The following is a 24,698-nucleotide window of genomic DNA, read 5'->3' as shown; positions in this document are numbered from 1 at the left end:
ATCGGTCAGGTATGCAAACGCGCCGGCAGGCCGGCCAGGAACAAGTCAGGCGCGCCAACGCCAGCGGGCCAGGGCCTTGATGACTTTCATCCAGAGTTTGCGAGTGACCACCACGATGGCGTTTCCAGAACGGGATTGAGCAGCGTCGGGCAACGTTATCTCAGCGGCTGAACCGAGGCAACCGGGAATTAACTCGCGCAGATTGTCGATCACCAGCGCCGGCGATTCCTCGGCGATCGGCCGGCCATGGTTGTAGCCGTAACTGAGCGCCACACACTTGACCCCCGCCGCTTTCGCCGCCAGCACGTCGCTGCGCGAGTCGCCGACGAACAACGATTGCGAGGCCGGGATATTGGCCATTTTCATCACGAAGAACAGCGCTGCCGGATCGGGCTTCTGCTGCGGCAAGGTATCGCCGCCAATGATCCATTTGAAGTAGCGACCGATCTTCATCTGATCCAGCAGCGGCGCGACGAAGCGCTCCGGCTTGTTGGTGATCAGCGCCATGGCCACGCCTTGCTTGTGCAGCCACTTCAAGGTGTCGCGCACACCGGGGTAGACCACGGTCAGCTCATGGCTGGCGCCGTAGGCCTGCATGAAAATTTCCAGCGCGCGTTCGGCCTCGGCGTTATCCACCGCCGAATGATCGATACCCCCGGCCAACGCGCGACGCACCAGCACCGGCGCGCCGTTGCCGACCCACTGGCGTACCGCGTCGATGCCCGCAGGCGGCCGCCCGAGGGTGAGCAGCATGTTGTCCACCGCCGCTGCCAGGTCCGGAACCGAATCGATCAGCGTGCCATCCAGATCGAACATCACCAGCCGTGGCAGTTTCCCCGGGAACAGCTGCTCGAACCCGCTCATGGGCGGGCCAGCGCCAGTTCGGAGCGCATCTTGTCGATGACTTCCTGATAGTTCGGTGCGTTGAAGATCGCCGAGCCGGCAACGAAAGTGTCGGCGCCAGCGGCGGCGATTTCACGGATGTTGTTGACGTTGACGCCGCCGTCGATCTCCAGACGGATATCACGCCCCGATGCATCGATGATCGCCCGCGCTTCGCGCAGTTTGTCGAGGGTGCCGGGAATGAACTTCTGCCCGCCGAAGCCTGGGTTGACGCTCATCAGCAGCACCATGTCGACCTTGTCGATCACGTACTTGAGCACGTCCAGCGGGGTCGCCGGGTTGAACACCAGACCGGACTTGCAGCCGCCTTCACGGATCAGTTGCAGCGAGCGATCAACGTGCAGCGTGGCTTCCGGGTGGAAGGTGATGTAGGTGGCGCCGGCTTCAATGAAGTCACCGACGATGCGATCCACCGGGCTGACCATCAGGTGCGCGTCGATCGGCGCGGTCACGCCGTACTTGCGAAGAGCCGCGCAGACCATCGGGCCGATGGTCAGGTTCGGCACGTAGTGGTTGTCCATGACGTCGAAGTGGACGAAGTCGGCGCCGGCGGCGAGAACGTTGTCCACTTCCTCGCCGAGGCGGGCGAAGTCGGCGGAGAGGATCGACGGAGCAATTACGAAGGGCTGCATGACGCACCTGTGCTGAGCTAAATCACGATGGCGCGCATTGTATACCTCAAGTTTCCACGCGCGCACCGTGACCGCGATGATTGGGTTGTGCCATGACCGGTGACCGGCGCGGACTCAATAAGCCGCGCGGTAGATCTTCTCGATGTCGGCAGCGCTGAGTTTGCGCGGGTTGTTGCGCATCAGCCGCTCAATCCCCGCCGCTTCCACGGCCATCGCCGGAATGGCGTCTTCCGGCACGCCGAAACTGCGCAGCCCGGCCGGGATTTCCACGGTTGCGCACAGATCGGCCATCGCCTGCACGGCTTTGTCCGCCGCTTCGGCCGCACTCAGATGCGCAGTCTTCAGCCCCATGGCTTCAGCAATATCCTGCATGCGCTCGACGCAGGCCATCTTGTTCCAGGTCATGACATACGGCAGCAGCAAGGCATTGCTGACGCCATGGGCAATGTTGAAGCGCCCGCCCAACGGATACGCCAGCGCATGCACCGCGCCGACCCCGGCATTGCCGAACGCCATACCCGCCATGAGGCTGGCGGTGGCCATGTCTTCGCGGGCTTGCAGGTTGGCGCCGTTGGCGTAGGCCTTGGGCAAGGCGCTGGCGATCAGTTTGATGGCGCCGATGGCCAGGGAGTCGGTGATCGGCGAGGCGTTAACCGACAAATAGGATTCGATGGCATGCACCAGCGCATCGACACCGCTGGCGGCGGTGACGCTTCGCGGGCAGGTCAGGGTCATCTGCGGGCTGACCAACGCCACGTCCGGTAACAGATAGTCGCTGACGATGCCTTTCTTCAGTTGCGCGACCTTGTCGGAAAGAATCGCCACGTTGGTCACCTCGGAACCGGTGCCGGCGGTGGTCGGGATGGCGATCAGCGGCGGGCCTTTGCGCGGCACTTGGTCGACGCCGAACAGATCTTCCAGCGCACCGTGGTAACCGGCGTAGGCGGCGACACTCTTGGCAATGTCGATGGCACTGCCGCCGCCCAGCCCGATCAAGCCGTCATGCCCGCCTTCGCGATAGGCGCGCATGCAGTCTTCGACGATGGCGATTTCCGGGTCGGGCAATACACGGTCGAAGATCTCGTAGTCACGCCCGCCCAGTTGCGCCAGCGCCAGCTCAACGGTGCCGGACTGGACCAGCGCGGCGTCGGTGACGATCAGTGGATTATCGACATCTAGGCGGGTGAGCTCGGCGGCCAGTTGTTCGATGGCTGCGGCACCGGTGATCAGCTTGTGAGCGATTTTGAACTGGGACAGATTCATTGGGCGCAGCCTCTTATAAATAGGGGAGCTGGGCACAAGATTAGCTGGGGATTTGGGGTTGTCTGTGATTCAGTTGGTGAATGCTGGATAAGGTCAAGATCAAGAGCCCCTCACCCTAGCCCTCTCCCGGAGGGAGAGGGGACTGACCGCGGTGGATGTTGGAGGTACGCCGACTCGCAATACCGAGTCGAACACAGATTTTGAAGCACACCGAGATCGGCTCCCTTTCCCCCTCGCCCCCTTGGGGAGAGGGCTGGGGTGAGTGGGGTAGCTTTTGATCTGGCCGTTAAACCTGGGCGGTACGCAATTTTTCACTACGCCCGCGTAGCCATTCCAGCGTCAGCAGCAGGATTACGGAGAACGCGATCAACAACGTCGCTGCCGCCGCAATCGTCGGGCTGAGGTTCTCGCGAATCCCGCTGAACATCTGCCGTGGCAAGGTCGCCTGCTCAGGACCGGCGAGAAACAGCGTCACCACCACTTCATCAAACGACGTCGCAAAGGCAAACAGCGCCCCGGAAATCACCCCCGGCGCAATCAGCGGCAAGGTCACCCGGCGAAATGCGGTCAATGGCGAAGCACCGAGACTCGCCGCCGCCCGCACCAGATTGTGATTGAACCCCTGCAACGTCGCCGACACGGTGATGATCACGAACGGCACACCGAGCACCGCGTGCACAACGATCAGCGAGAAGAAGCTGTTACCCAGCCCGAGCGGTGCAAAGAACAGGTAACTCGCCACACCGATGATCACTACCGGGACCACCATCGGCGAAATCACCAGCGCCATCACCAGCGACTTGCCGGGGAAGTCGCCCCGGGTCAGGCCGATCGCCGCCAGCGTACCGAAGATCATCGCCAGCACCGTCGCGGCCGGGGCGACGATGATGCTGTTCTTCAATGCGCGCATCCATTCCGCCGAAGCGAAGAAGTCGTGGTACCACTGCAATGAAAACCCCTGCAGCGGATAGACCAGGAAACTGCCGGAGTTGAACGACAGCGGCACGATCACCAGCACCGGCAGGATCAGGAACAGCAGGATCAGGCCGCAAAGGATCCGCAGGCTGTAGAACCACACCCGTTCGATGGGCGACATGTAAGGACTGAGCATTTCGAATTCCCCTTAGCTCAAGCGCAGGCGACTGGCGCCGACCAGCCAGCTGTAGATCAGATAAAGCACCACGGTCGCCAGCAAGAGCAGCCCGCCGAGTGCGGTGGCCATGCCCCAGTTGATGCTGGTGTTGGTGTAGAAGGCGACGAAGTAGCTGACCATTTGATCGTTCGGGCTGCCGAGCAGCGCCGGGGTGATGTAGTAGCCGATGGCGAGGATGAACACCAACAGGCAGCCAGCGCCGACACCGGCGTAGGTCTGCGGGAAGTACACCCGCCAGAAGCTGGCGAACGGGTGGCAGCCAAGGGAAATCGCCGCGCGCATGTAGGTCGGCGAGATGCCTTTCATCACGCTGTAGATCGGCAGGATCATGAACGGCAGCAGAATGTGCACCATCGAGATGTACACGCCGGTGCGGTTGAACACCAGTTCCAGCGGCTTGTCGATGATACCCATGGCCAGCAATGCGCTGTTGATCAGGCCGCCCGACTGCAGGAGCACGATCCACGCCGCGACCCGCACCAGGATCGAGGTCCAGAACGGCAGCAGCACCAGAATCATCAGCAGGTTGCTCTGCCGTGACGGCAGATTCGCCAGCAGGTAGGCCAAGGGATAGGCGAGCAGCAGGCAGATCACCGTGATGACCAGGCCCATCCAGAACGTGCGGGCGAAGATGTCGAGATAAATCGCCTGGTCCGGGGTCGCCGGGGCCAGTTCGCCGAGGTCGTCGATACGATGGTCGACCGCCGCCAGCAGGTAATAAGGCGTGATGCTGCTGGTGTTGCGTTTGACCGCTTGCCAGTAGGCCGGGTCGCCCCAACGTTCATCAAGGCCTTCGAGGGCTTCTTTATACGAGGCCGGTTCGCTGGCGAACGGCAGCGCCCGGGCGGTTTTGGTCAGCAGGCTGCGATAGCCGGCCAACTCCATGTTCAAGCGCTTGGACAGATCGCCCAGCGTCTGGTTTTTGCGTGCTTCGGCGAGGTCTTCGCTGGCGGCTTTGTACACCGGTTCGGCGGGCAGGCCGCGGCCGTCCCAACTCGCGATGGCAGTGACAGTGCGCGGCATGCCGCCGACCACTTCAGGGTTGCCGACGCTTTTGTAGAGCAGCGCCACGATCGGCACCAGAAACACCAGCAACAGAAACAGCACCAGCGGCGCAATCAGCGCTTGCGCCTTCCAGCGGTTAACCCGCTCGGCGCGCTTGAGCTTCTGCTTCAAGGTGGGGCTGGCGCCCTCGTTCAGGGGAACGGCGATGGCCATGACGTACTCCGCAAATCTTTGATCGTTACAGAGGTGGCGAGCCACCTCGAACTTTTGCCAGTGATCGTTCCCACGCGCAGCACAGGAATGAATACAGTGACGCTCTGCGTCACACGGGGACGCGGAGCGTCCCGGGCGGCATTCCCACGCAGAGCGTGGGAACGATCATCCGGAAAGCCATCGGCCCGTATGCTCGGCTTATTTGGCCGCCCAGGAATTGAAGCGCTGCTCCAGTTGCTCGCCGTTGTCCGCCCAGAAGCTGACGTCGATCTGCACCTGGTTGGCGATGTTTTCCGGGGTAGTCGGCATGTCCTTCAGGACGTCCTTGGCCAACAGCGGTACGGCTTGGGTGTTGGCCGGGCCGTAGGCGATGTTTTCCGAGTAGATCTTCTGCTGCTGCGGCTGCACCGAGTAGGCGATGAATTTCTTCGCCGCTTCGGCACGCTTGGCGTCCAGACCTTTCGGGATGGCCCAGGCGTCGAAGTCGTAGATGCCGCCGTTCCACACCACTTTCAGGTTGGATTCTTTCTGCACCGCAGCGATACGACCGTTGTAGGCCGAGCTCATCACCACGTCACCGGACGCGAGGTACTGCGGCGGTTGTGCACCGGCCTCCCACCACTGGATGCTTGGTTTCAGCTCATCAAGCTTTTTGAAGGCGCGATCCTGACCGCCCTTGCTCGCCAGCTCTTTGTAGACGTCTTTCGGCGCGACACCATCGGCCATCAGAGCGAACTCGAGGGTGTACTTGGCGCCTTTGCGCAGGCCACGCTTGCCCGGGAATTTCTTGGTGTCCCAGAAATCGGCCCAGCTGGTCGGTGCGGTTTTCAGCTTGTCGGCGTTGTACGCCAGTACGGTCGACCAAACGAAGAAGCCCACGCCGCATGGCTGAATCGCGCCTTTGACGTAGTCTTCGGTCTTGCCGAACAACGCCGGATCGAGTTGCTCGAACATGTCTTCATCGCAACCACGGGACAGCTCTGGCGATTCCACTTCGACCAGATCCCACGACACGCTCTTGGTATCGACCATGGCTTTGACCTTGGCCATCTCGCCGTTGTATTCACCGGCGACAATCTTGCCGTTGCCCGCCGCTTCCCACGGCGCATAGAAGGCTTTGACTTGCGCAGCCTTGTTCGCCCCGCCAAACGACACCACGGTCAAATCCGGGCCGGCGGCCATTGCGCCGGTCGCACCCATCAGGCCCAAGGTCAGGGCGGTGAACTTCAGGGATCTCAACATTTATTGTTCTCTCCACGTGCAGGGTTGGTGTTGGTATTGCCGGGGCGCTTAATGCGCCTCTGAAAGAGGATCGAGTGCGCGTACGTGCTCGACCTGCCAGCCAAGCGGCACCACGTCGCCGACGCTGAGCGCTGGATCGAGCTCGGCAATCGGTTGTTTCACGAAGAAGTCGGTCTTGCCGCAGACTTCCAGGCGCACCCGGACGTGGTCGCCCAGATAGATGAATTCCGCCACCCTCCCTGAGAAGCGGTTGACGCATTGATCACTGGAACCGTTGAGACTGACCCGCTCCGGACGGATCGACAGGGTCACCGGCTCGCCGGTCTGGCCGACGTTCACCGCCAACGCCTCGACTTTCTCGCCACGGCCCAGCTCGACCACGCAGCGCTCGCCGCTCTGGCTGAGCAGGCGACCGTTGAGGCGGTTGTTCTCGCCGATGAAGTTGGCGACGAAGGTGTTTTTCGGCTCTTCATAAAGCGTACGTGGCGGGGCGATCTGCTGGATTTCACCCTGATGGAACACGGCGACACGGTCAGACATGGTCAACGCTTCGCCCTGATCATGGGTTACATAGACCACGGTCACGCCGAGGCGCTGGTGCAGGTGTTTGATTTCCATCTGCATGTGTTCGCGCAGTTGCTTGTCGAGGGCGCCCAGCGGTTCATCCATCAGCACCAGTTGCGGTTCGAACACCAACGCGCGGGCCAATGCCACACGCTGTTGCTGACCACCGGACAGCTGCGCCGGATAGCGCGAAGCGAAGGCATCGAGCTGGACCATGCTGAGGACTTTCTTCACCCGCTCGCTGACGTCGCTTTTGTTCAGGCCTCGCACGGTCAACGGGAAGGCGAGGTTTTCCGCCACGGTCATGTGCGGGAACAATGCGTAGTTCTGAAACACCATGCCGATGTCGCGCTTGTGCGGCGGCACGTTGTTGATCGAGCGCCCGGCCAGCAGAATTTCGCCAGCAGTCGGCGTTTCAAAACCGGCAAGCATCATCAGGCTGGTGGTCTTGCCGGAACCGGACGGCCCGAGCAGGGTGAGGAATTCGCCTTTGCGAATGTCGAGGTTAAGGTCTTTGACGATCAGGTTCTCGCCGTCGTAGCTCTTCTGCACACCACGAAAGCTGACCAGTACATCACTGGCCCCTGCGTTTGAATCGACCTGGCTCATACCCGCACCTTTGTTGTGGATGACTGCTTGTGGGGTAAGCCTAGTGGCTGCTGACAGCCGCGCAAATCGGGGCGCAGGAGAGAATGGCTTAAGCCGGATGGAAGGTTGGGGGTAGGGATTGCCCTACAAGGATGGCGCTAATGGACAAGGCAGTTGCGAGGGTTGAGCTGCAAGCCGCAAGCAACGGCAAAAGCACTTGTCGCTAATGGATATGCCTACATTCTCAGGCTAAACAGAGAACCCTGTGGGAGCTGGCTTGCCAGCGATAGCGGTGGGTCAGCCGACATAGATGTGACTGACATTGCCTCATCGCTGGCAAGCCAGCTCCCACAGGAATTTGTGGTGGATTCAGAGAAGCTTGTGTTCCATCGCGTATTTGACCAGTTCGGCCAGCGAGGTGATGTTGAGCTTCTGCATCAGGCGCGCCTTGTGCGTGCTGATGGTCTTGCTGCTCAGCGCCAGTTGCTGGGCGATATCGTTGACATTGGCGCCCTGAGCCAGGCGCTCGAATACCGAGAACTCGCGCTCGGACAGCAGCGAATGCAGCGGCCGCGCATCGGTCAGGCCGACTTCGAACACCATGCGGTCGGCCAGTTCCGGGTCGATGTAACGCCCGCCCGCGGCAACTTTGCGGATCGCCGTGAGCAACAGCGCCGGATCACTGTCCTTGGTCGCATAACCGGCCGCGCCGACTTTCAATGCGCGGGCGGCCATCTGCGCTTCGTCGTGCATCGACAACACCAGAATCGCCGGCGGATTGTTCAACGCACGGATGCGCGGAATCGCCTCGAGGCCATTGACCCCGGGCATGGAGATGTCCAGCAGCACCACTTCGCACGGCACATGGCGCAGGGTTTCCAGCAATTGCTCACCATTGCTCGCCTCGCCGACCACTTGCAGGTCCTTGGCCAGGCCAATCAATTGCTTGATGCCCTCGCGGACGATGGTGTGGTCTTCGGCTACCAGTACACGGATCAATTTTTCTCTCCAGATTTCAGGTACACACCAATCCCTGTGGGAGCGAGCCTGCTCGCGATAGCGTCAGCCCAAGCACCACAAATCTTCAAACCTCACCCACCGGCACCCGCACCACCAGACTGGTGCCCTCCCCCGGCACACTCTCAAGCAGCAACTGCCCGCCCATGATCAGCACCCGCTCGCGCATGCCGACCAGGCCAAACGAAGTCGGCCGACCGGTAGCGGCAACAAATCCTGCGCCATCATCGCTCACGGTCAGACACAACTCCTCGCCTTCCAGCGCCAGCGTCAGTTCCACCGTGTGCGCCTGGGCATGGCGCATCACATTGGTCAGGGCTTCCTGCAAAATCCGGAACAGCCCCACCGCTTTGGCATCGCTGAGCGCCGGCAGATTGTCCGGCACCTGCACCAGACACGGAATCTGCGTACGCGCTTCGAACCGCCGCGCCTGCCATTCGATCGCCGAGGCAATGCCGGCATCGAGAATCGGTGGCCGCAGCGCCGTTGCCACATCCCGCACCAGCTGAAACAACTGGGCGATCAGGCGCTTCATGCTGTTCAACCGCTCATGCAGACCGGGATCGAGTTGCGCATACGCCAGTTCGCACATCGACGTTTCCAGTTTCAGCACGGTGAGCATCTGCCCCAGCTCATCATGGACTTCGCGGGCGATTCGCGCCTTCTCTTCTTCGCGCACGCTTTCAAGGTGCGCCGACAATTCGCGCAGCTGTTCACGCGAGGCGGCGAGTTCCAGCTCGATGCGTTTGCTTTCGCTGATGTCCCAGACGATGCCGTCCCAGACATACGCGCCGTCCTCCAGTCGCCGGGTGATCGCCTTGATCTCGGCCCAGCGCTGCTCGCCCTGACGCGTGAGGATGCGCCCCTGCCATGACCAGTCGCTGTCACTGTCGAGGGCCTGATCCTGAGTGCGGTGATAACTGGCCTTGTCGTCCGGGTGCACCAGACCGCGCAGGCCCATGTCGCGATGGGCGATGACGGCCGGGGCGTAACCGACCAGACTTTCACTGCCTTCGCTGATATAGGCAAAATCGATCTGCCCGGTGACCGGCGCCCGCTCCAGACGGAACACCAGCCCCGGCACGTTGGCGGCGATGCCCTGCAGGCGCGCTTCACTTTCCTGCAACGCCGCCAGGGCGCGACGCCGTTCGGTGACGTCGGTGAGGTAGACCACCAGGTATTCACTGTCGCGAAAACGCAGAAAACTCAGCGACACGTCCGCTGGCAGAACACTGCCGTCGGCACGCACGCAACTGGTTTCGAAACTCAGCGGCCCCTCTTCACTGGTCCGCGCGCGTTTCCACAGGTTGAGCCAGCGATCCATGTGCAGGCCCGGCTCAAAGTCGATCAGCGGGCGTTCGATCAAGCCACCGGCGCAGTAGCCGAGCATGCTTTCCGCCGCGCGATTGGCGTAGCGCACATGACTGTCCCAGTTGACCCAGAGGATGCCGACGGTGCTCTGATCGATGGAAAATTGTGTCAGGCGCAAGGCCTCTTCACTGGCGGCGCGCAAGGCGATGTCTTCACGCGCGGCAAGCAGACGCTGTTCCAGGCTGTGCTGCTGGCGCCGCTGCCAGAACACGATGGCGGCACAACTGAGCAGCATCACCGCAAACAACAGGCTGAGGTTCTGCCAGAACCCTGGCGATTCCGACAACCGTGGATATTTCGGTTGCAGCCACTGGTTGTGCAGCTGTTCCAGATCCTTGGCCGGAATTGCGCGCAAAGCACTCTGGACGATGCCGGCCAGTTCCGGCCAATCACGGCGCGTGGCCACTCGCAGCAGTTGCGGCAGACCGATATCGCCGACCACCACCAGCTCGGCGAACTCCGGCTCGACCGACAGCCGCCCCAGCTGGGCTTCATCGACTACGGCGTAAGCGGCTTGCTGGCTCAACAGCAACTGCAACGCCTGCCGCTCGAGCGGCACGCCTTGCAGGTTCAGGTGCGGATAGTTGCTGCGCAGGTAATCGGCGGTGGTGCTCGGCATGCGCACGGCAACGCGGGTCTGGCTGTCGAGTTTTTCCAGATCGACCACGCCGGCGCCTTTCTGGTCACTGACCACCAGTTGCGGTACGCGCATATAGGGATCTGAAAATTGCCACAGGCGCAACGCGCTCGGGGTCTGGCTGAGACCTGGGGCAATGTCGATTTCGCCGTCGCGCAAGGCGTTTTCCAATTGTCCGAGGTCTTGAAAGTTGCGCCAGCTCAGCTCGATATTCAGCGCTTTCGCCAACAGCTTCATCAGCTCGACATTGGCACCCGACAGTCGCTGCAAACGCCGATCGTACGTCGCGTACGGCGCTTGCAAGACCAGACCGACGCGCAGCTCATTGTGCAGCGCCAGCCACTGCTGCTGGCTCGCCGACAATTGCGCAAGGTGTGCAGGCGGCGCAGGCGCGGCCCAGCCCATCAAGGGAAGCCAAAAACAGCCGATAACCCACAGGCAGCAAAATCGCTTCATTGAAGTCTCATACACTGACAAATTCTGACCAACCCATTAGGCTGCCGGGATACTTTCTGGCCTGGAATAACCGATGCCCTTTGTTAATCGCCTGGCAATGCCAGCATTGTGCCTGTCGCTGATCCTGCCTTGTGCGTTTTCCGTCGAAGCCGCCGATCCGGCGCCTGCCGCCACAGCAGAAAAAACCGCCGAAGAGAAACCGGTGGAGCGCCAGCCCTTGCTTGAGCGTAGTCAGGAAGAAGCCGCTGCACTGGAACGTCTCCTGCCGGCGCAAGAGCAACAACAACTGCAGGCCGGCAGCGAAACTTTCCTGGCACTTTGGAAACCGGCCAACACGGCCGAACCCAAGGGCGCAGTGATCATCATTCCTGGCGCCGGCGAAACCGCGGACTGGCCGCAGGCAATCGGCCCGTTGCGGCGCAAACTGCCGGATGCGCAGTGGAGCAGCCTGAGTATCACCCTGCCCGATCTGCAAAGCGATGCCATCGCACCCCGTGTCGTCGAGCCCGCCGCTGCAGCGAAAGCACCTGAAACCGGCAGCAAGGATTCAACTACCGCGCAGCCGATCGAGCAGGCCGCTGGCGGTGAGGCCGAGGTGGTGGATCAGGTCGTCGCCGAAACCACCGAGGACCAATCCCGGGCTGATGCCGAACGCATCTTCGCGCGCATCGACGCGGCGATTGCCTATGCCGAACAGCAGAGCGCGCGCAGCATCGTCGTGCTCGGCCATGGCACCGGCGCTTACTGGGCGGGGCGCTATCTGAGCGAGAAGCAAACGGCGCAAGTCGAGAAGTTCGTCATGGTTGATGCGCAGGCACCGGCCAAGGTCCTGCCGCCATTGGCCGAGCTGACGCCGACATTGAAGCTGCCGACCGTAGATATTTTCTACATGGACAAGCCGCTGGATCGCAACGCCGCACTGGAGCGCATGCAGGCGAGCAAACGCCTGAAGACTTCGGCGTTCAGCCAGGTGGCGCTCAAGGCATTGCCGGATAAAAAAGCTGAGGAAGTGCAACTGTTGCGTCGGGTGCGCGGGTGGCTGAACCCGCAAAATCCGGACTGACCGTTGAACCGAGGTGCCCTCATTCGCGAGCAGGCTCGCTCCCACATTCGTTCGCATTTCGTCAGTTGAAATGCAATCACCTGTGGGAGCGAGCCTGCTCGCGAAGGGCCAGATCCGACGACATACAACTGACGGTTAGCGAAAATCGCGCCGCTCGCGAATCAACGTGTAGGCATTATGCAGTTCGCGCGTACGCTCCGTCGCCTCGCGCACCTGCGCCGCTGACGCCCCGCTACCGGCAATCTTGTCCGGATGGTGGCGACTGAGCAGGCGCCGATAAGCGCGCTTGATCTGCGCCGGTTCGCTGCTCGCCGAGACGCCGAGCAACTTCATCGCGTCCTGATAACTCACCGCCGCGCTGACGATCGGCCGCTTGCCCGGTTCGTAATCACTGGCCAGCGCCTGCACCTGCTGCGGCGTCCAGCCCAGCCACTTGCCCCACTGTGCCAGCAGCTCACGCTCACTGACACCGGCGCGACCATCGGCCCAGACCATCCGCCAACAAGCGCGCAACACGCCTTCGGCGGCATGCGGCTGCGCGCTCAGGCGGCGCAGATAACCGCGCAGATTGTCGTTGCCGGACTTGCCACGGTTGAATGCCGCAATGGCCCGGCGCGTGGCCGGCTCGCTCATCTCCAGGGCGCGCATTTCATTGCGTGCCTGCTGGATATGCCCGTCGGTCACTCGACCGTCACTTTTGGCCAGCCGCCCGAGCAACACGAACAACAGTTCGTCGTTGCGCAACATCGGCCGGCCGCCAAGTCTTTCCCGCAAATGCCCCCAGCTTTGCAGATTCAGGCGCCGATCCAGCGCCTGCCCCAACAATGCCCCAAGCATGGCCCCCGGAATGCTGGCAATCGCAAAACCCGCTCCGGCTCCAATCAGAGTCCCTGGCCACAACATATCAGCGACTCGCTTTTATCAAGGTTTCAGCTTCGGCCAGCCGCTCATGCGTGCCGACATCCACCCAGTGCCCTTTCAATCGCTCGCCGCTGACCTCGCCGGCCGCCATGGCTTTGCGCAGCAGTGGCGCAAGTTTGAAAGCACCGTCGCTGCAGCCGTCGAACAATTGCGGATGAAGCACGGCGATGCCGCTGTAAGTCAGGGTCTGTGCATTCGGCTGGCCGTCCTGCACCTTGCCGTCGACCAGGGAGAAATCGCCGTTGGGGTGATGCGCCGGATTGTCCGCCAGTACCAGATGCGCCAGCCCGGGGATCGGTTGATGCAGGACGCTGAAATCGTAATCGGTCCAGATGTCGCCGTTGACCACCAGAAACGCATCGTCACCCAACAGCGGCAGCGCTCGGAATATCCCGCCGCCGGTTTCCAGTGGCTCACCTTCCGGCGAGTACTGGATGCTCAGGCCGAACTGCGAGCCATCCCCCAAATGGTTCTCGATCTGCTGACCGAGCCAGGCGTGGTTGATCACGATTTCGTCGAAGCCAGCCGCCGCGAGGGCGCGCAGGTGATATTCGATCAACGGCACGCCGCCGGCACGCACCAGCGGTTTAGGGGTGGTCAGGGTCAGCGGGCGCATGCGCTCGCCTTTGCCTGCCGCCAGAATCATTGCCTTCATGCCGTCGCTCCAGCGCGCAAGCTGCTGAACAGCACTTGCAGTTCCGCCAGTTCGGGACGACGGGCAATCACCGCTTCTATATAAGAGAAGAAGCGCGGCACGTCGGCCAGATAACGCGGTTTGCCATCGCGGTGGCAGATGCGCGCGAAAATACCGATGACCTTCAAGTGGCGTTGCACACCCATCAGGTCGCTGGCGCGCAGGAAATCGTCAAAATCAGCCTGCACCGGAATATTCAGGGCCAAGGCTTGCTGCCAGTATTTTTCCAGCCAGCCGCGCACGCGCTCTTCAGGCCAGCTGAGGAACGCGTCCTTGAACAGGCAAGTGACGTCATAGGTCACCGGGCCGTAGACCGCATCCTGGAAATCCAGCACACCGGGATTGGGCTCGCTGAGCATCAGATTGCGCGGCATGTAGTCGCGGTGCACCAGCACTTTCGGCTGGGCCAGCGCGCTGTCGATCAGCAGATCGCTGATGTGTTGCCATTGCTGTTGTTGAGCCGCATCGAACTCAATGCCCAGCTCATGTTTCACGTACCACTGCGGGAACAATTCCAGTTCACGGCGCAGCAAGGCAACGTCGTAGCTCGGCAGTGGCGCAACCATCGGCAATTGCTGAAACGCCAGCAAAGCTTGCAGCGCATCGTCGAACAAGGCGTCGGCATTTTCGCTATCGATCACGTCGAGATAAGTCTGGTTACCCAGGTCATTGAGCAAAAGAAAGCCGCGCTCGAGGTCTTCGGCATAAATTTTCGGCACGTTGATTGCGGATTTCGCCAGCAAAAAGGCGATATCCACGAACGGTTTGCAGTTTTCCTGCGGCGGCGGCGCGTCCATCACGACGAAGCTGCGACCCTCACCTTCCCAGCGGAAGTAACGGCGAAAACTCGCGTCGCTGCTGGCCGCGGTCAACGTGGCCGGGGGCACGGTGCCCCAGCCTTGTTGCGCAAACAGATTTGCCAACTGCTCATCGAGCCAAACGTTCAGGTGTTGCAAGCGTACATCTTGGTCAGGCATTGCAAGGGTCTCCGACGGCGCTAGCCGTCAAGCGGGTCATGCTTTATTATCCAGCATCTTTTTCAGACCATCGAGAGGCGTGCGGCCCACACCGCGGGCAGATGGCACGCAGGAAGCCCGGACTAATAAGATGGCATTGAAATCCCCCGCGTTTCGTAAAAAATTTCCGTTGTTGGTAACCGGCAGTCTGCTGGCTATGCAACCTCTGGCCAGTCAATTCGTTGTTGCCGCCGAGCAGTATGACTGCTCCGTCTCGGCTACGGGTGGTTGGGACTGTGCGCCCAAATCACCGGCCGCTGCGTTGCCGCCGCGCCCGGTGCATGACGGCAGTGCCGTCAGCGCCACCGGCGATGCGCCGAGCGAGAACGGTTCGACGGCCGACACCGGCCCGAAAACCGCACTCGTCACCGAAGCCAAGGGCCGCGGTCTGAAATCCCGTAGCGAAGACTACAGTCACCTCGACTGGGTTCCGCGCGAGAAACTCACCGCCGCCCAACTGGCCGAGACCGGGCCTTACTGCTCCGGCGCCTACATCGAGCCGACTCGTCCTGGCATGAACGACAAGACGAACAAAAGCGATGCTCCGACCTTTATCGGCGCAAAAGCCTCGCGCTATAACACCGATGATCAAGTCGGTACGCTGGCCGGTGATGTCGTCCTGCGTCAGGGCAGCATGCAGGTCGAGTCCGACGAGGCCAGCCTGTACCAGGCCGAGAGCCGCGCCGAACTCAATGGCGACGTACGCATCCGCGACAACGGCGCGCTGATTGTTGGCGATCACGCCGATGTGCAGCTCGACACCGGCGAAGCCAAGATCGACAACGCCGAATACGTGATGCACAAATCGCGCATCCGCGGTAACGCGCTGTATGCCAAGCGTGCCGAAAACGCGATCATCCGCTTGAAGGACGGCACGTACACCACGTGCGAACCGAACAGCAACGCGTGGCAGCTCAAAGGCAACAACATCACCCTGAACCCGGCCACCGGTTTCGGTACCGCGACCAACGTGACGTTGCGCGTCAAAGACATTCCAATCCTGTACACGCCGTACATCTACTTCCCGATCGACGATCGTCGTCAGTCGGGCTTCCTGCCGCCGACCATCGGCAGCGGCAGCGATACCGGCTTCATGCTGGTCACGCCGTACTACTTCAACCTGGCGCCTAACTACGACGCCACGTTGTACCCGCGTTACATGAGCAAGCGCGGCATGCTGGTGGAAGGCGAGTTCCGTTACCTGACCAAGTCGAGTGAAGGTCAGTTCGGTGCGGCTTATCTGAATGACGAAGATGACGACCGCAAGCGCCAGTCCGATTACAAGGACACGCGTTACATGTACAACTGGCAGCACAAGGGCGGTCTCGACTCCCGCGTGCTCACCGAAGTTGACTACACGAAGATCAGCGATCCGTATTATTTCCAGGATCTGCAAACCGATCAGATCGGCGTCAAGAGCGAAGATTTCGTTAACCAGCAAGGCGCTGTCACCTATCGCGGCGACAGCTATACCGCCCGCCTGAATGCACAGCAGTACCAGTTGGCGACTGTTTCGAACATCACGCCTTACGGTCGCTTGCCGCAGATCACCTTCAACGGTCAACTGCCGTATCACCCGGAAGGCTTGAACTTCGATTACGAAACCGAGCTGGTTCGTTTCGATCGTGACTTGCGCAGTGGCACGTTTGTTCAGGAAGACGGCATCACCACCGAGTCTCGCCTGGACAACAATATCCAGGGTCTGGCCCGCGCCAACGGCGACCGTCTGAATCTGAAGCCGGGCGTCAGTCTGCCGATGAACTGGACCTATGGCTTCCTCAAGCCATCGCTGAAGTACCAGTACACGCAGTACCAGCTTGATCTGGACAACACCGGCAAATCGCAGATCGATGTGATGACCGCCGAGCAGAAGAAGCTTAACGGCGAATTCGACAGCAACCAGAACCGCGGCGTACCAATCGCCAGCATTGACGGTGGCCTGTACTTTGACCGCAATACTTCGTACTTCGGCAAAAACTACCGTCAGACTCTGGAACCACGTCTGTTCTACCTCTATGTACCCGAGGTGGATCAGGAGGACATTCCGGTATTCGACACCAGTGAATACACCTTCAACTACGCCTCGCTGTTCCGCGACAATCGTTTCTCCGGTGCTGACCGCGTCGGCGACGAGAACAAACTGTCGCTGGGTGTGACCAGCCGCTGGATCGAAGACGATGGTTTCGAACGTCAGCGCATCAGTGTCGGTCAAGCCTTGTACTTCAAGGACCGTGAGGTTCAATTGCCCGGTATCGCATTCAAGGACCGCGATGACGCCAGATCCAACGTCTCGCCTTACGCGCTTGAATACGAGTACCGCTGGAACCGCGACTGGCGCACCACGGCCGACTACAACTGGGATCCGGATAGCCACAGCCCGCGTTCCGGCAGTGCAATGTTCCATTATCAGCCTGAAGACAACCCGAACAAGGTCGTCAACCTTGGCTATCGCTATCGCAACGACCAGGTGCGCTTCGACCAGAACACCGGTAAATGGTCGGTGGGCGGCGGTGATTACGGCACGCCGGGCACCCCTGGCTACGTGAAGGACTACTACAAGATCCAGCAGCATGACTTCTCGGTCATCTGGCCGATCGTTCCGCAGTGGAACGCCATCAGCCGCTGGCAGTACGACTACAACCGCAACCGTACGCTGGAAGCTTTCGGCGGTTTCGAATACGACAACTGCTGCTGGAAACTGCGCCTGATCAACCGTTACTGGGTTTCCTATGACGAGTTCAGCCAGGAAGCTCCGCAAAACGAAAAAGGCGACCATGGCGTCTTCCTCCAAATTGTTCTGAAGGGACTCGGCGGCCTCACCGGCGCCAAGGTAGAGAGCTTCCTCGACAAAGGCATTCAAGGTTATCGTGAACGTGAAGACCAAGCTTTCTGATTGTCTGCGCCCGCTGATGCTGGGCGCGCTGTTCCTGGGTACGGCGGCCAACGCCGCCGTACAGTCCATCGATAAAGTGGTAGCGATCGTCGACAACGACGTGGTCATGCAGAGCCAGCTGGACCAGCGCGTCCACGAAGTGCAGCAGACCATCGCCAAGCGTGGCGGCGGCTTGCCGCCTCCGGGCGTGCTGGACCAACAGGTGCTCGAACGCCTGATCGTCGAAAACCTGCAACTGCAGATCGGCGAACGCTCCGGCATCCGCATCACCGATGAAGAGCTGAACCAGGCAGTCGGCACCATTGCCCAGCGCAACAATATGAGCATCGATCAGTTCCGTGCGGCTCTGGCACGCGATGGCCTGTCTTATGACGACGCACGCGACCAGATCCGCCGCGAGATGATCATCAGCCGCGTGCGTCAGCGTCGTGTCGCGGAACGCATTCAGGTCTCCGAGCAGGAAGTGAAGAACTTTCTCGCCTCCGACCTGGGCAAGATGCAACTGTCCGAAGAATTGCACCTGGCCAACATCCTGATTCCGACACCGGAAAGCGCCAACTCCGAAGCGATTCAGAGCGCCGCACGTCAGGCCATGGAGGTTTACCAGCAGCTCAAGCAAGGCGCCGACTTCGGTCAGATGGCCGTGGCAAAATCGGGCAGCGACAACGCACTGGAAGGCGGCGACATGGGCTGGCGTAAAGCCGCGCAATTGCCACCGCCGTTCGATCGCGAGCTGAGCAGCATGGCCGTTGGCGACATCACTCAACCTGCGCGCACGCCGGGCGGTTTCATCATCCTGAAACTGCTGGGCAAACGTGGCGGCGAAGCGCAGATGCGCGACGAAGTGCATGTTCGTCATATTCTGGTCAAGCCGAGCCCGATTCGCGACGAAGCCAAGACCGAGGCGCTGGTGAAGTCGCTGTATGAGCGCATCACCGCCGGGGAAGATTTCGCCACCTTGGCGAAAAACTACTCCGAAGATCCGGGTTCGGCGCTCAACGGCGGCGACCTGAACTGGATCGACCCGAACGTACTGGTTCCGGAATTCCGCGAAGTGATGGCCAAGACCCCGCAAGGTCAACTGTCCAAGCCATTCCAGACCCAATACGGCTGGCATGTTCTGGAAGTCCTCGGCCGTCGCGCCACCGACAGCACCGAACAGGCCCGCGAGCAGCAAGCCATGACCGTCCTGCGTAACCGCAAGTACGACGAGGAGCTGCAAACCTGGCTGCGTCAGATCCGTGACGAAGCGTACGTAGAGATCAAACTTCCTGGTGCAGACCAGGCAGCGCAGTGAAACCCAAGCGTTTCGCGCTGACACCCGGCGAACCAGCCGGCATCGGTCCCGACCTGTGCCTGCTGCTCGCCTCGCAAGCCCAGCCACACCCCCTGATTGCCATCACCAGCCGCGACCTGCTCCTTGAGCGGGCCGTGCAGCTGGGGCTGGCTGTCGACTTGCTCGATGTCGGCCCTGATCACTGGCCGGACGCTCCGGCGCCAGCCAACAGCCTGTATGTCTGGGATACGCCACTGAGCGCCCCCGTGGCGGCCGGGCAACTGGACAAGGCCAACGCGGCGTTCGTTCTCGAAACCCTGACCCGCGCCGGCAACGGCTGCCTGAACGGCGACTTCGCCGGGATGATCACCGCGCCCGTGCACAAGGGCGTGATCAACGAGTCAGGCATTGCGTTCTCCGGGCACACCGAATTTCTCGCTGACCTGACGCACACCGCGCAAGTAGTGATGATGCTCGCCACTCGCGGTTTGCGCGTGGCCCTGGTCACCACTCACCTGCCCCTGCGCGAGATTGCCGATGCAATAACGCCAGAGCGGCTGGAGCGGGTAACGCGCATCCTGCATGCCGACCTGCAGAACAAATTCGGCATCGCCCAGCCACGGATTCTGGTGTGCGGACTCAATCCGCACGCCGGCGAAGGTGGTCATCTGGGCCGTGAAGAAATCGACATCATCGAACCGACATTGGAACGCCTGCGCGGCGAGGGCATGGACCTCCGTGGCCCGCTGCCTGCCGACACTCTGTTTACCCCCAAATATCTGGAGCACTGCGATGCAGTGCTGGCGATGTACCACGACCAGGGCCTGCCCGTGCTGAAGTACAAAGGCTTCGGCGCTGCGGTCAACGTGACGCTGGGCCTGCCGATCATCCGCACATCGGTCGATCATGGCACCGCGCTTGATCTGGCCGGCAGCGGCAAGATCGACACCGGTAGCCTGCAAGTCGCCCTGGAAACCGCCTACCAGATGGCCGAGACCCGTTTATGAACGAGCAATACCAACACAAGGCGCGCAAACGCTTTGGTCAGAACTTCCTGCACGATGCCGGCGTTATCGACCGCATTCTGCGTTCCATCCATGCCAAGGCCGATGATCGCCTGCTGGAAATCGGCCCGGGCCAGGGCGCACTGACCGCCGGCCTGCTGTCCTCCGGCGCGCAGCTTGATGTGGTGGAACTGGACAAGGACCTGATCCCGATTCTCAACCAGCAGTTTGCCGGCAAGAGCAACTTCAACCTGCATCAGGGCGATGCGCTGAAGTTCGACTTCAACACGCTCAACGCCGCGCCGAACAGCCTGCGTGTGGTCGGCAACCTGCCGTACAACATCTCGACGCCGCTGATTTTTCACCTGCTGAACAACGCCGGCATCATTCGTGACATGCACTTCATGCTGCAAAAAGAAGTGGTCGAGCGTCTGGCCGCAGGCCCTGGCGGTGGTGACTGGGGTCGCCTGTCGATCATGGTTCAATACCACTGCCGCGTCGAACACCTGTTCAACGTCGGCCCGGGCGCGTTCAACCCGCCACCGAAAGTTGATTCGGCGATCGTTCGTCTGGTGCCGCACGCGGTGCTGCCGCACCCGGCCAAGGATCACAAGTTGCTGGAGCGTGTTGTGCGCGAAGCGTTCAACCAGCGCCGCAAGACCTTGCGCAATACTCTCAAGCAATTGCTCAGCAATGCCGAAATCGAAGCCGCCGGCGTCGACGGCAGCCTGCGTCCCGAGCAACTGGATCTGGCCGCGTTCGTGCGCCTGGCCGACCAGCTCGCCGTACAAGTCCCGGCCGCCCCTGTCGCCGACTGACCGGCGATGAACGCTATCGGGCAGCACACCACTCTGGTTTACTGCCCGATACTTGCCTAGACTGATTCCCCATCAGCTACGCCCCGCGTTCCGCTTCGTTAAGGCCTTTTTGCATGTCCGATTCCCGTTATAAGGTTGATGTCAGCGTCGTCACCCGCTATCTGGCAGAACAATCGCAACCCGAAAATGACCGCTTCGCTTTCGCCTACACCATCACTGTGCAGAACAACGGTCAGATTCCCGCCAAGCTTATGTCCAGGCACTGGGTGATTACTGACGGTGACGGCCATGTCGAAGAAGTACGGGGTGAAGGGGTCGTGGGCCTGCAACCGTTGATCGACGCAGGCAAGAACCACGTCTACACCAGCGGCACCGTGATGACCACCAAGGTCGGCACCATGCAGGGCACTTATCAAATGCTCGCCGAGGATGGCAAGCGCTTCGATGCAATCATCAAACCGTTCCGCCTCGCGGTGCCCGGAGCCCTGCACTGATGACGACGTATGCCGTCGGCGACCTGCAAGGCTGCCTCGAACCGCTCAAATGCCTGCTCAAGCAAGTGGCGTTCGATCCGCAACTCGATCGACTCTGGCTGGTGGGCGACCTGGTCAACCGTGGCCCGCAATCGCTGGAAACGCTGCGCTTTCTGCACAACATGCGCGAGTCGCTGGTTTGCGTACTCGGCAATCACGATCTGCATCTGCTCGCCGCCGCGAAAAACATCGAGCGCCTGAAAAAATCCGACACCTTGCGTGAAATCATCGAAGCGCCGGACTGCGCCGAACTGCTCGAATGGGTGCGCCAGCAAAAACTCATGCACTACGACGAGCAACGCGATGTCGCCATGGTTCACGCCGGCATTCCACCGCAATGGTCGCTGCGCCGCGCCCTGAAGTGCGCCGCCGAAGTCGAGACGGCGTTGCGCGATGACAACATGCTGCCGGCCTTTCTCGATGGCATGTACGGCAACGATCCGGCGAAATGGGACAGCGACCTCAAAGGTGTCGAGCGCTTGCGCGTCATCACCAACTATTTCACGCGCATGCGCTTCTGCACCGCCGAAGGCAAACTCGACCTCAAAAGCAAGGAAGGCCTCGACGCTGCTCCGCCCGGCTATAAACCGTGGTTTCAGCACAAGGAACGCAAGACCCGCGGCCTGCGCATCATCTTCGGTCACTGGGCGGCGCTGGAAGGCAATATCCACGAGCCGGGTATCTCGGCGCTGGACACCGGCTGTGTCTGGGGTGGCAGCCTGACCCTGATGAACGTCGACAGCGGTGAACGCCTGTCGTGCAAATGCGATGAACGTGGCGGACTCGCACCTTCAGTCACGCCATCCCTACCCGAAATTTCGCCAGTCAACGCGCCGCGTTAGACTGCGCTATCAGTTGAGCACAGGAACACTGCCATGACCGATTTCAAACGAATCCCCCGGAACAGGCCCAGGCCCTTCGTGAACAAGGCGCAGTCGTAGTCGACGTGCGTGACCCGGCGACTTTTGCCGCCCTGCACATCAGCGGCTCGAAGCACCTGGACAACCATTCGCTGCACGCCTTCATTCAGGGCGCCGACCTCGATGCACCGACCGTGGTGGTCTGCTACCACGGCAATTCCAGCCAGGGCGCTGCGGCCTACCTGATCAGCCAAGGCTTCTCGGACGTCTACAGCATGGACGGCGGCTTTGAGCTGTGGCGTACGACTTATCCTGCGGAAACCGCCCAAGGCACCGCCGAATAATTTTTTGTCACGCGCAGCCCCCGGCTTCCGTGGGCCTGCGCGAGGCAGACGAACGGTCTGCCACAACTAATTACGTATCTCGCCTTTACCTCTCGAATTCCCAACTATCCTTAAGCGCAGGCCATCCAAAACAGGGGAGAGCCGGTACACCGGCGCACGGGTCATCGGGAGTAGCTTCCGTGGTTGTCCACTGCGGGAGAGTTCTGGGGGGTAAACAACGGCTGCCACTGTGGCTGTTGCCAGCATCGACTGAGTGATCCGGCGTCGGCTCCACGTATCGAGCGAGGTGACGTCATGAGTATCTTTAGCCACTTCCAACAACGCTTCGAATCCACACGCCAGGAAGAATTCTCTCTGCAGGAATACCTGGAACTGTGCAAAAAGGATCGCAGCGCCTACGTATCCGCTGCCGAACGTCTGCTGCTGGCGATTGGCGAACCGGAACTGCTCGACACTTCGACCAACTCGAGGCTGTCGCGCATCTTCTCCAACAAGGTGATTCGCCGCTATCCGGCCTTTGAAGACTTCCACGGGATGGAAGAATGCATCGACCAGATCGTCTCGTATTTCCGCCATGCCGCGCAGGGCCTGGAAGAGAAGAAACAGATCCTTTATCTGCTCGGCCCCGTCGGCGGCGGTAAATCGTCCCTGGCCGAGAAGCTGAAACAGCTGATTGAAAAAGTGCCCTTTTATGCGATCAAGGGCTCGCCGGTATTCGAATCGCCACTGGGTCTGTTCAACGCCACCGAAGATGGCGCGATCCTCGAGGAAGACTTCGGTATCCCGCGGCGCTACCTCAATACCATCATGTCGCCATGGGCGACCAAGCGCCTGGCCGAATTCGGCGGTGACATCAGTCAGTTCCGGGTGGTCAAGCTGTATCCGTCGATCCTCAATCAGATCGCGGTGGCCAAGACCGAACCGGGTGACGAGAACAACCAGGACATTTCCGCACTGGTCGGTAAAGTCGACATCCGCAAACTCGAGGAATACCCACAGAACGACGCCGACGCCTACAGCTATTCCGGTGCGCTGTGCCGGGCCAACCAGGGCCTGATGGAATTCGTCGAAATGTTCAAGGCACCGATCAAGGTGCTGCACCCGCTGCTGACCGCCACTCAGGAAGGTAACTACAACAGTACCGAAGGTCTTGGCGCAATTCCGTTCACCGGCATCCTGCTCGCGCACTCCAACGAATCGGAGTGGCATACCTTCCGCAACAACAAGAACAACGAAGCGTTCATCGACCGGATCTACATCGTCAAAGTGCCGTATTGCCTGCGCGTCAGTGACGAAGTGAAGATCTACGACAAACTGCTGTTCAACAGTTCACTGGCCAAGGCGCACTGTGCGCCGGACACCCTGAAGATGCTGGCGCAGTTCACCGTGCTGTCGCGCCTCAAGGAGCCGGAAAACTCCAACATCTATTCGAAGATGCGCGTCTACGACGGTGAAAACCTCAAGGACACCGATCCGAAGGCCAAGTCGATTCAGGAATACCGCGACTCGGCCGGTGTCGACGAAGGCATGAACGGCCTGTCGACCCGCTTCGCCTTCAAGATCCTGTCCAAGGTGTTCAACTTCGACCCGCATGAAATCGCCGCCAACCCGGTGCACCTGCTTTATGTGCTGGAACAGCAGATCGAACAGGAACAGTTCCAGGCCGAGACCCGCGAGCGCTATCTGCGGTATCTGAAGGAATACCTCGCACCGCGCTACATCGAGTTCATCGGCAAGGAAATCCAGACTGCCTACCTCGAGTCCTACAGCGAATACGGTCAGAACATCTTCGACCGCTACGTGCTCTACGCGGACTTCTGGATTCAGGATCAGGAGTACCGCGACCCGGAAACCGGCGAAATCCTCAACCGCGTCGCGCTGAACGAAGAACTGGAGAAAATCGAAAAACCGGCCGGCATCAGCAACCCGAAGGATTTCCGCAACGAGATCGTCAACTTCGTGCTGCGCGCACGGGCCAACAACAACGGCAAGAACCCGACCTGGCTCAGCTACGAAAAACTGCGGGTGGTCATCGAGAAGAAAATGTTCTCGAACACAGAGGATCTGCTGCCCGTCATCAGCTTCAACGCCAAGGCCAGCAAGGAGGACCAGCAAAAACACAACGACTTCGTCACACGCATGGTTGAACGTGGCTACACCGATAAACAGGTACGACTGCTGTCCGAATGGTACCTGCGGGTCCGCAAGTCGCAGTGAGGCAGCTGCAAGCTA

20 protein-coding genes and 1 pseudogene are annotated in these 24,698 nt (G+C 60.7%); 9 read left to right on the top strand and 12 right to left on the bottom strand.

The features are described from left to right. Positions 1-45 precede the first annotated feature (45 nt). The 9 genes from M0746_RS28430 to M0746_RS28390 form a co-directional block, all read right to left on the bottom strand. Positions 46-864 (bottom strand): phosphoglycolate phosphatase, encoded by an 819-nt coding sequence (locus tag M0746_RS28430; protein ID WP_258451387.1) that lies wholly within the window; start codon positions 862-864, stop codon positions 46-48. After that, positions 861-1,535 carry a ribulose-phosphate 3-epimerase gene (rpe, locus tag M0746_RS28425; RefSeq protein WP_007918813.1) on the bottom strand — a complete coding sequence of 225 codons (675 nt, stop codon included), beginning with the start codon at positions 1,533-1,535 and terminating at the stop codon, positions 861-863. Before rpe ends, M0746_RS28430 begins: the two co-directional genes overlap by 4 nt. Positions 1,536-1,649: 114 nt before the next feature. Then, positions 1,650-2,798 (bottom strand): iron-containing alcohol dehydrogenase, encoded by a 1,149-nt coding sequence (locus tag M0746_RS28420; RefSeq protein WP_258451386.1) that lies wholly within the window; start codon positions 2,796-2,798, stop codon positions 1,650-1,652. 286 nt (positions 2,799-3,084) lie between these two features. Continuing rightward, on the bottom strand, positions 3,085-3,909 hold the full coding sequence (locus tag M0746_RS28415) for an ABC transporter permease (protein WP_093097808.1): 825 nt from the start codon (positions 3,907-3,909) through the stop codon (positions 3,085-3,087). A 12-nt stretch (positions 3,910-3,921) separates the two neighbouring features. Continuing rightward, positions 3,922-5,169: an ABC transporter permease gene (locus M0746_RS28410; protein WP_090286823.1), complete on the bottom strand. Its 1,248-nt coding sequence runs from the start codon at positions 5,167-5,169 to the stop codon at positions 3,922-3,924. 198 nt (positions 5,170-5,367) lie between these two features. Next, positions 5,368-6,411, bottom strand: coding sequence for an ABC transporter substrate-binding protein (locus M0746_RS28405; RefSeq protein ID WP_258451385.1), 1,044 nt, complete (start codon positions 6,409-6,411; stop codon positions 5,368-5,370). Positions 6,412-6,459: 48 nt separating this feature from the next. Then, positions 6,460-7,584, bottom strand: coding sequence for an ABC transporter ATP-binding protein (locus M0746_RS28400; RefSeq protein ID WP_208939542.1), 1,125 nt, complete (start codon positions 7,582-7,584; stop codon positions 6,460-6,462). A gap of 348 nt (positions 7,585-7,932) precedes the next feature. After that, positions 7,933-8,562 (bottom strand): response regulator, encoded by a 630-nt coding sequence (locus M0746_RS28395; protein ID WP_090286829.1) that lies wholly within the window; start codon positions 8,560-8,562, stop codon positions 7,933-7,935. An 85-nt stretch (positions 8,563-8,647) separates the two neighbouring features. Next, positions 8,648-11,044: a PAS domain-containing sensor histidine kinase gene (locus M0746_RS28390; RefSeq protein ID WP_258451384.1), complete on the bottom strand. Its 2,397-nt coding sequence runs from the start codon at positions 11,042-11,044 to the stop codon at positions 8,648-8,650. Between the two features lie 73 nt (positions 11,045-11,117). On the opposite strand from M0746_RS28390, the gene M0746_RS28385 reads away from it, so the two are divergent. Further along, positions 11,118-12,107, top strand: a complete 990-nt coding sequence (locus M0746_RS28385) for an alpha/beta hydrolase family protein (protein WP_258451383.1) — start codon at positions 11,118-11,120, stop codon at positions 12,105-12,107. 135 nt (positions 12,108-12,242) lie between these two features. Here M0746_RS28385 and M0746_RS28380 read toward each other — a convergent pair whose 3' ends face one another. From M0746_RS28380 to M0746_RS28370, 3 genes are read right to left on the bottom strand one after another with little or no spacing between them, the layout of a single operon-like run. Continuing rightward, positions 12,243-13,010, bottom strand: coding sequence for a TerB family tellurite resistance protein (locus tag M0746_RS28380; protein ID WP_258451382.1), 768 nt, complete (start codon positions 13,008-13,010; stop codon positions 12,243-12,245). 1 nt (position 13,011) lies between these two features. Next, entirely contained in the window at positions 13,012-13,683 is a 672-nt protein-coding gene (gene murU, locus M0746_RS28375) for an N-acetylmuramate alpha-1-phosphate uridylyltransferase MurU (protein WP_258451381.1), read from the bottom strand. Beyond that, a complete protein-coding gene (locus tag M0746_RS28370; protein WP_258451380.1) occupies positions 13,680-14,699 on the bottom strand; it encodes an aminoglycoside phosphotransferase family protein in 1,020 nt (339 codons plus the stop codon). Before M0746_RS28370 ends, murU begins: the two co-directional genes overlap by 4 nt. 130 nt (positions 14,700-14,829) lie before the next feature. Between M0746_RS28370 and M0746_RS28365 the strand changes: the two genes are divergently transcribed. From M0746_RS28365 to M0746_RS28330, 8 genes and pseudogenes are all read left to right on the top strand, one after another. Continuing rightward, positions 14,830-17,631, top strand: a complete 2,802-nt coding sequence (locus M0746_RS28365) for an LPS-assembly protein LptD (protein WP_258451379.1) — start codon at positions 14,830-14,832, stop codon at positions 17,629-17,631. Continuing rightward, a complete protein-coding gene (surA, locus tag M0746_RS28360; RefSeq protein WP_208939535.1) occupies positions 17,606-18,928 on the top strand; it encodes a peptidylprolyl isomerase SurA in 1,323 nt (440 codons plus the stop codon). The genes M0746_RS28365 and surA overlap by 26 nt, the downstream gene beginning before the upstream one ends. Further along, positions 18,925-19,914 carry a 4-hydroxythreonine-4-phosphate dehydrogenase PdxA gene (gene pdxA, locus M0746_RS28355; RefSeq protein WP_258451378.1) on the top strand — a complete coding sequence of 330 codons (990 nt, stop codon included), beginning with the start codon at positions 18,925-18,927 and terminating at the stop codon, positions 19,912-19,914. Before surA ends, pdxA begins: the two co-directional genes overlap by 4 nt. Continuing rightward, the gene (rsmA, locus tag M0746_RS28350) at positions 19,911-20,729 is read left to right on the top strand and encodes a 16S rRNA (adenine(1518)-N(6)/adenine(1519)-N(6))-dimethyltransferase RsmA (RefSeq protein ID WP_258451377.1); all 819 of its coding nucleotides are present in this window, start codon (positions 19,911-19,913) and stop codon (positions 20,727-20,729) included. The genes pdxA and rsmA overlap by 4 nt, the downstream gene beginning before the upstream one ends. 113 nt (positions 20,730-20,842) lie before the next feature. Then, a complete protein-coding gene (gene apaG / locus M0746_RS28345; RefSeq protein ID WP_258451376.1) occupies positions 20,843-21,223 on the top strand; it encodes a Co2+/Mg2+ efflux protein ApaG in 381 nt (126 codons plus the stop codon). Then, a complete protein-coding gene (locus M0746_RS28340; RefSeq protein WP_258451375.1) occupies positions 21,223-22,104 on the top strand; it encodes a symmetrical bis(5'-nucleosyl)-tetraphosphatase in 882 nt (293 codons plus the stop codon). Before apaG ends, M0746_RS28340 begins: the two co-directional genes overlap by 1 nt. A 33-nt stretch (positions 22,105-22,137) precedes the next feature. Then, positions 22,138-22,466 (top strand): annotated as a pseudogene (gene glpE, locus M0746_RS28335) (thiosulfate sulfurtransferase GlpE). A 294-nt stretch (positions 22,467-22,760) separates the two neighbouring features. Continuing rightward, positions 22,761-24,683 carry a PrkA family serine protein kinase gene (locus tag M0746_RS28330; RefSeq protein ID WP_090286853.1) on the top strand — a complete coding sequence of 641 codons (1,923 nt, stop codon included), beginning with the start codon at positions 22,761-22,763 and terminating at the stop codon, positions 24,681-24,683. Positions 24,684-24,698: the final 15 nt, after the last annotated feature.

The organism is Pseudomonas sp. S11P7 (genome assembly GCF_023195435.1).
GTDB classification, from domain to species: domain Bacteria; phylum Pseudomonadota; class Gammaproteobacteria; order Pseudomonadales; family Pseudomonadaceae; genus Aquipseudomonas; species Aquipseudomonas fluorescens_G.
This window is presented reverse-complemented; position numbering and strand designations above follow the sequence as displayed.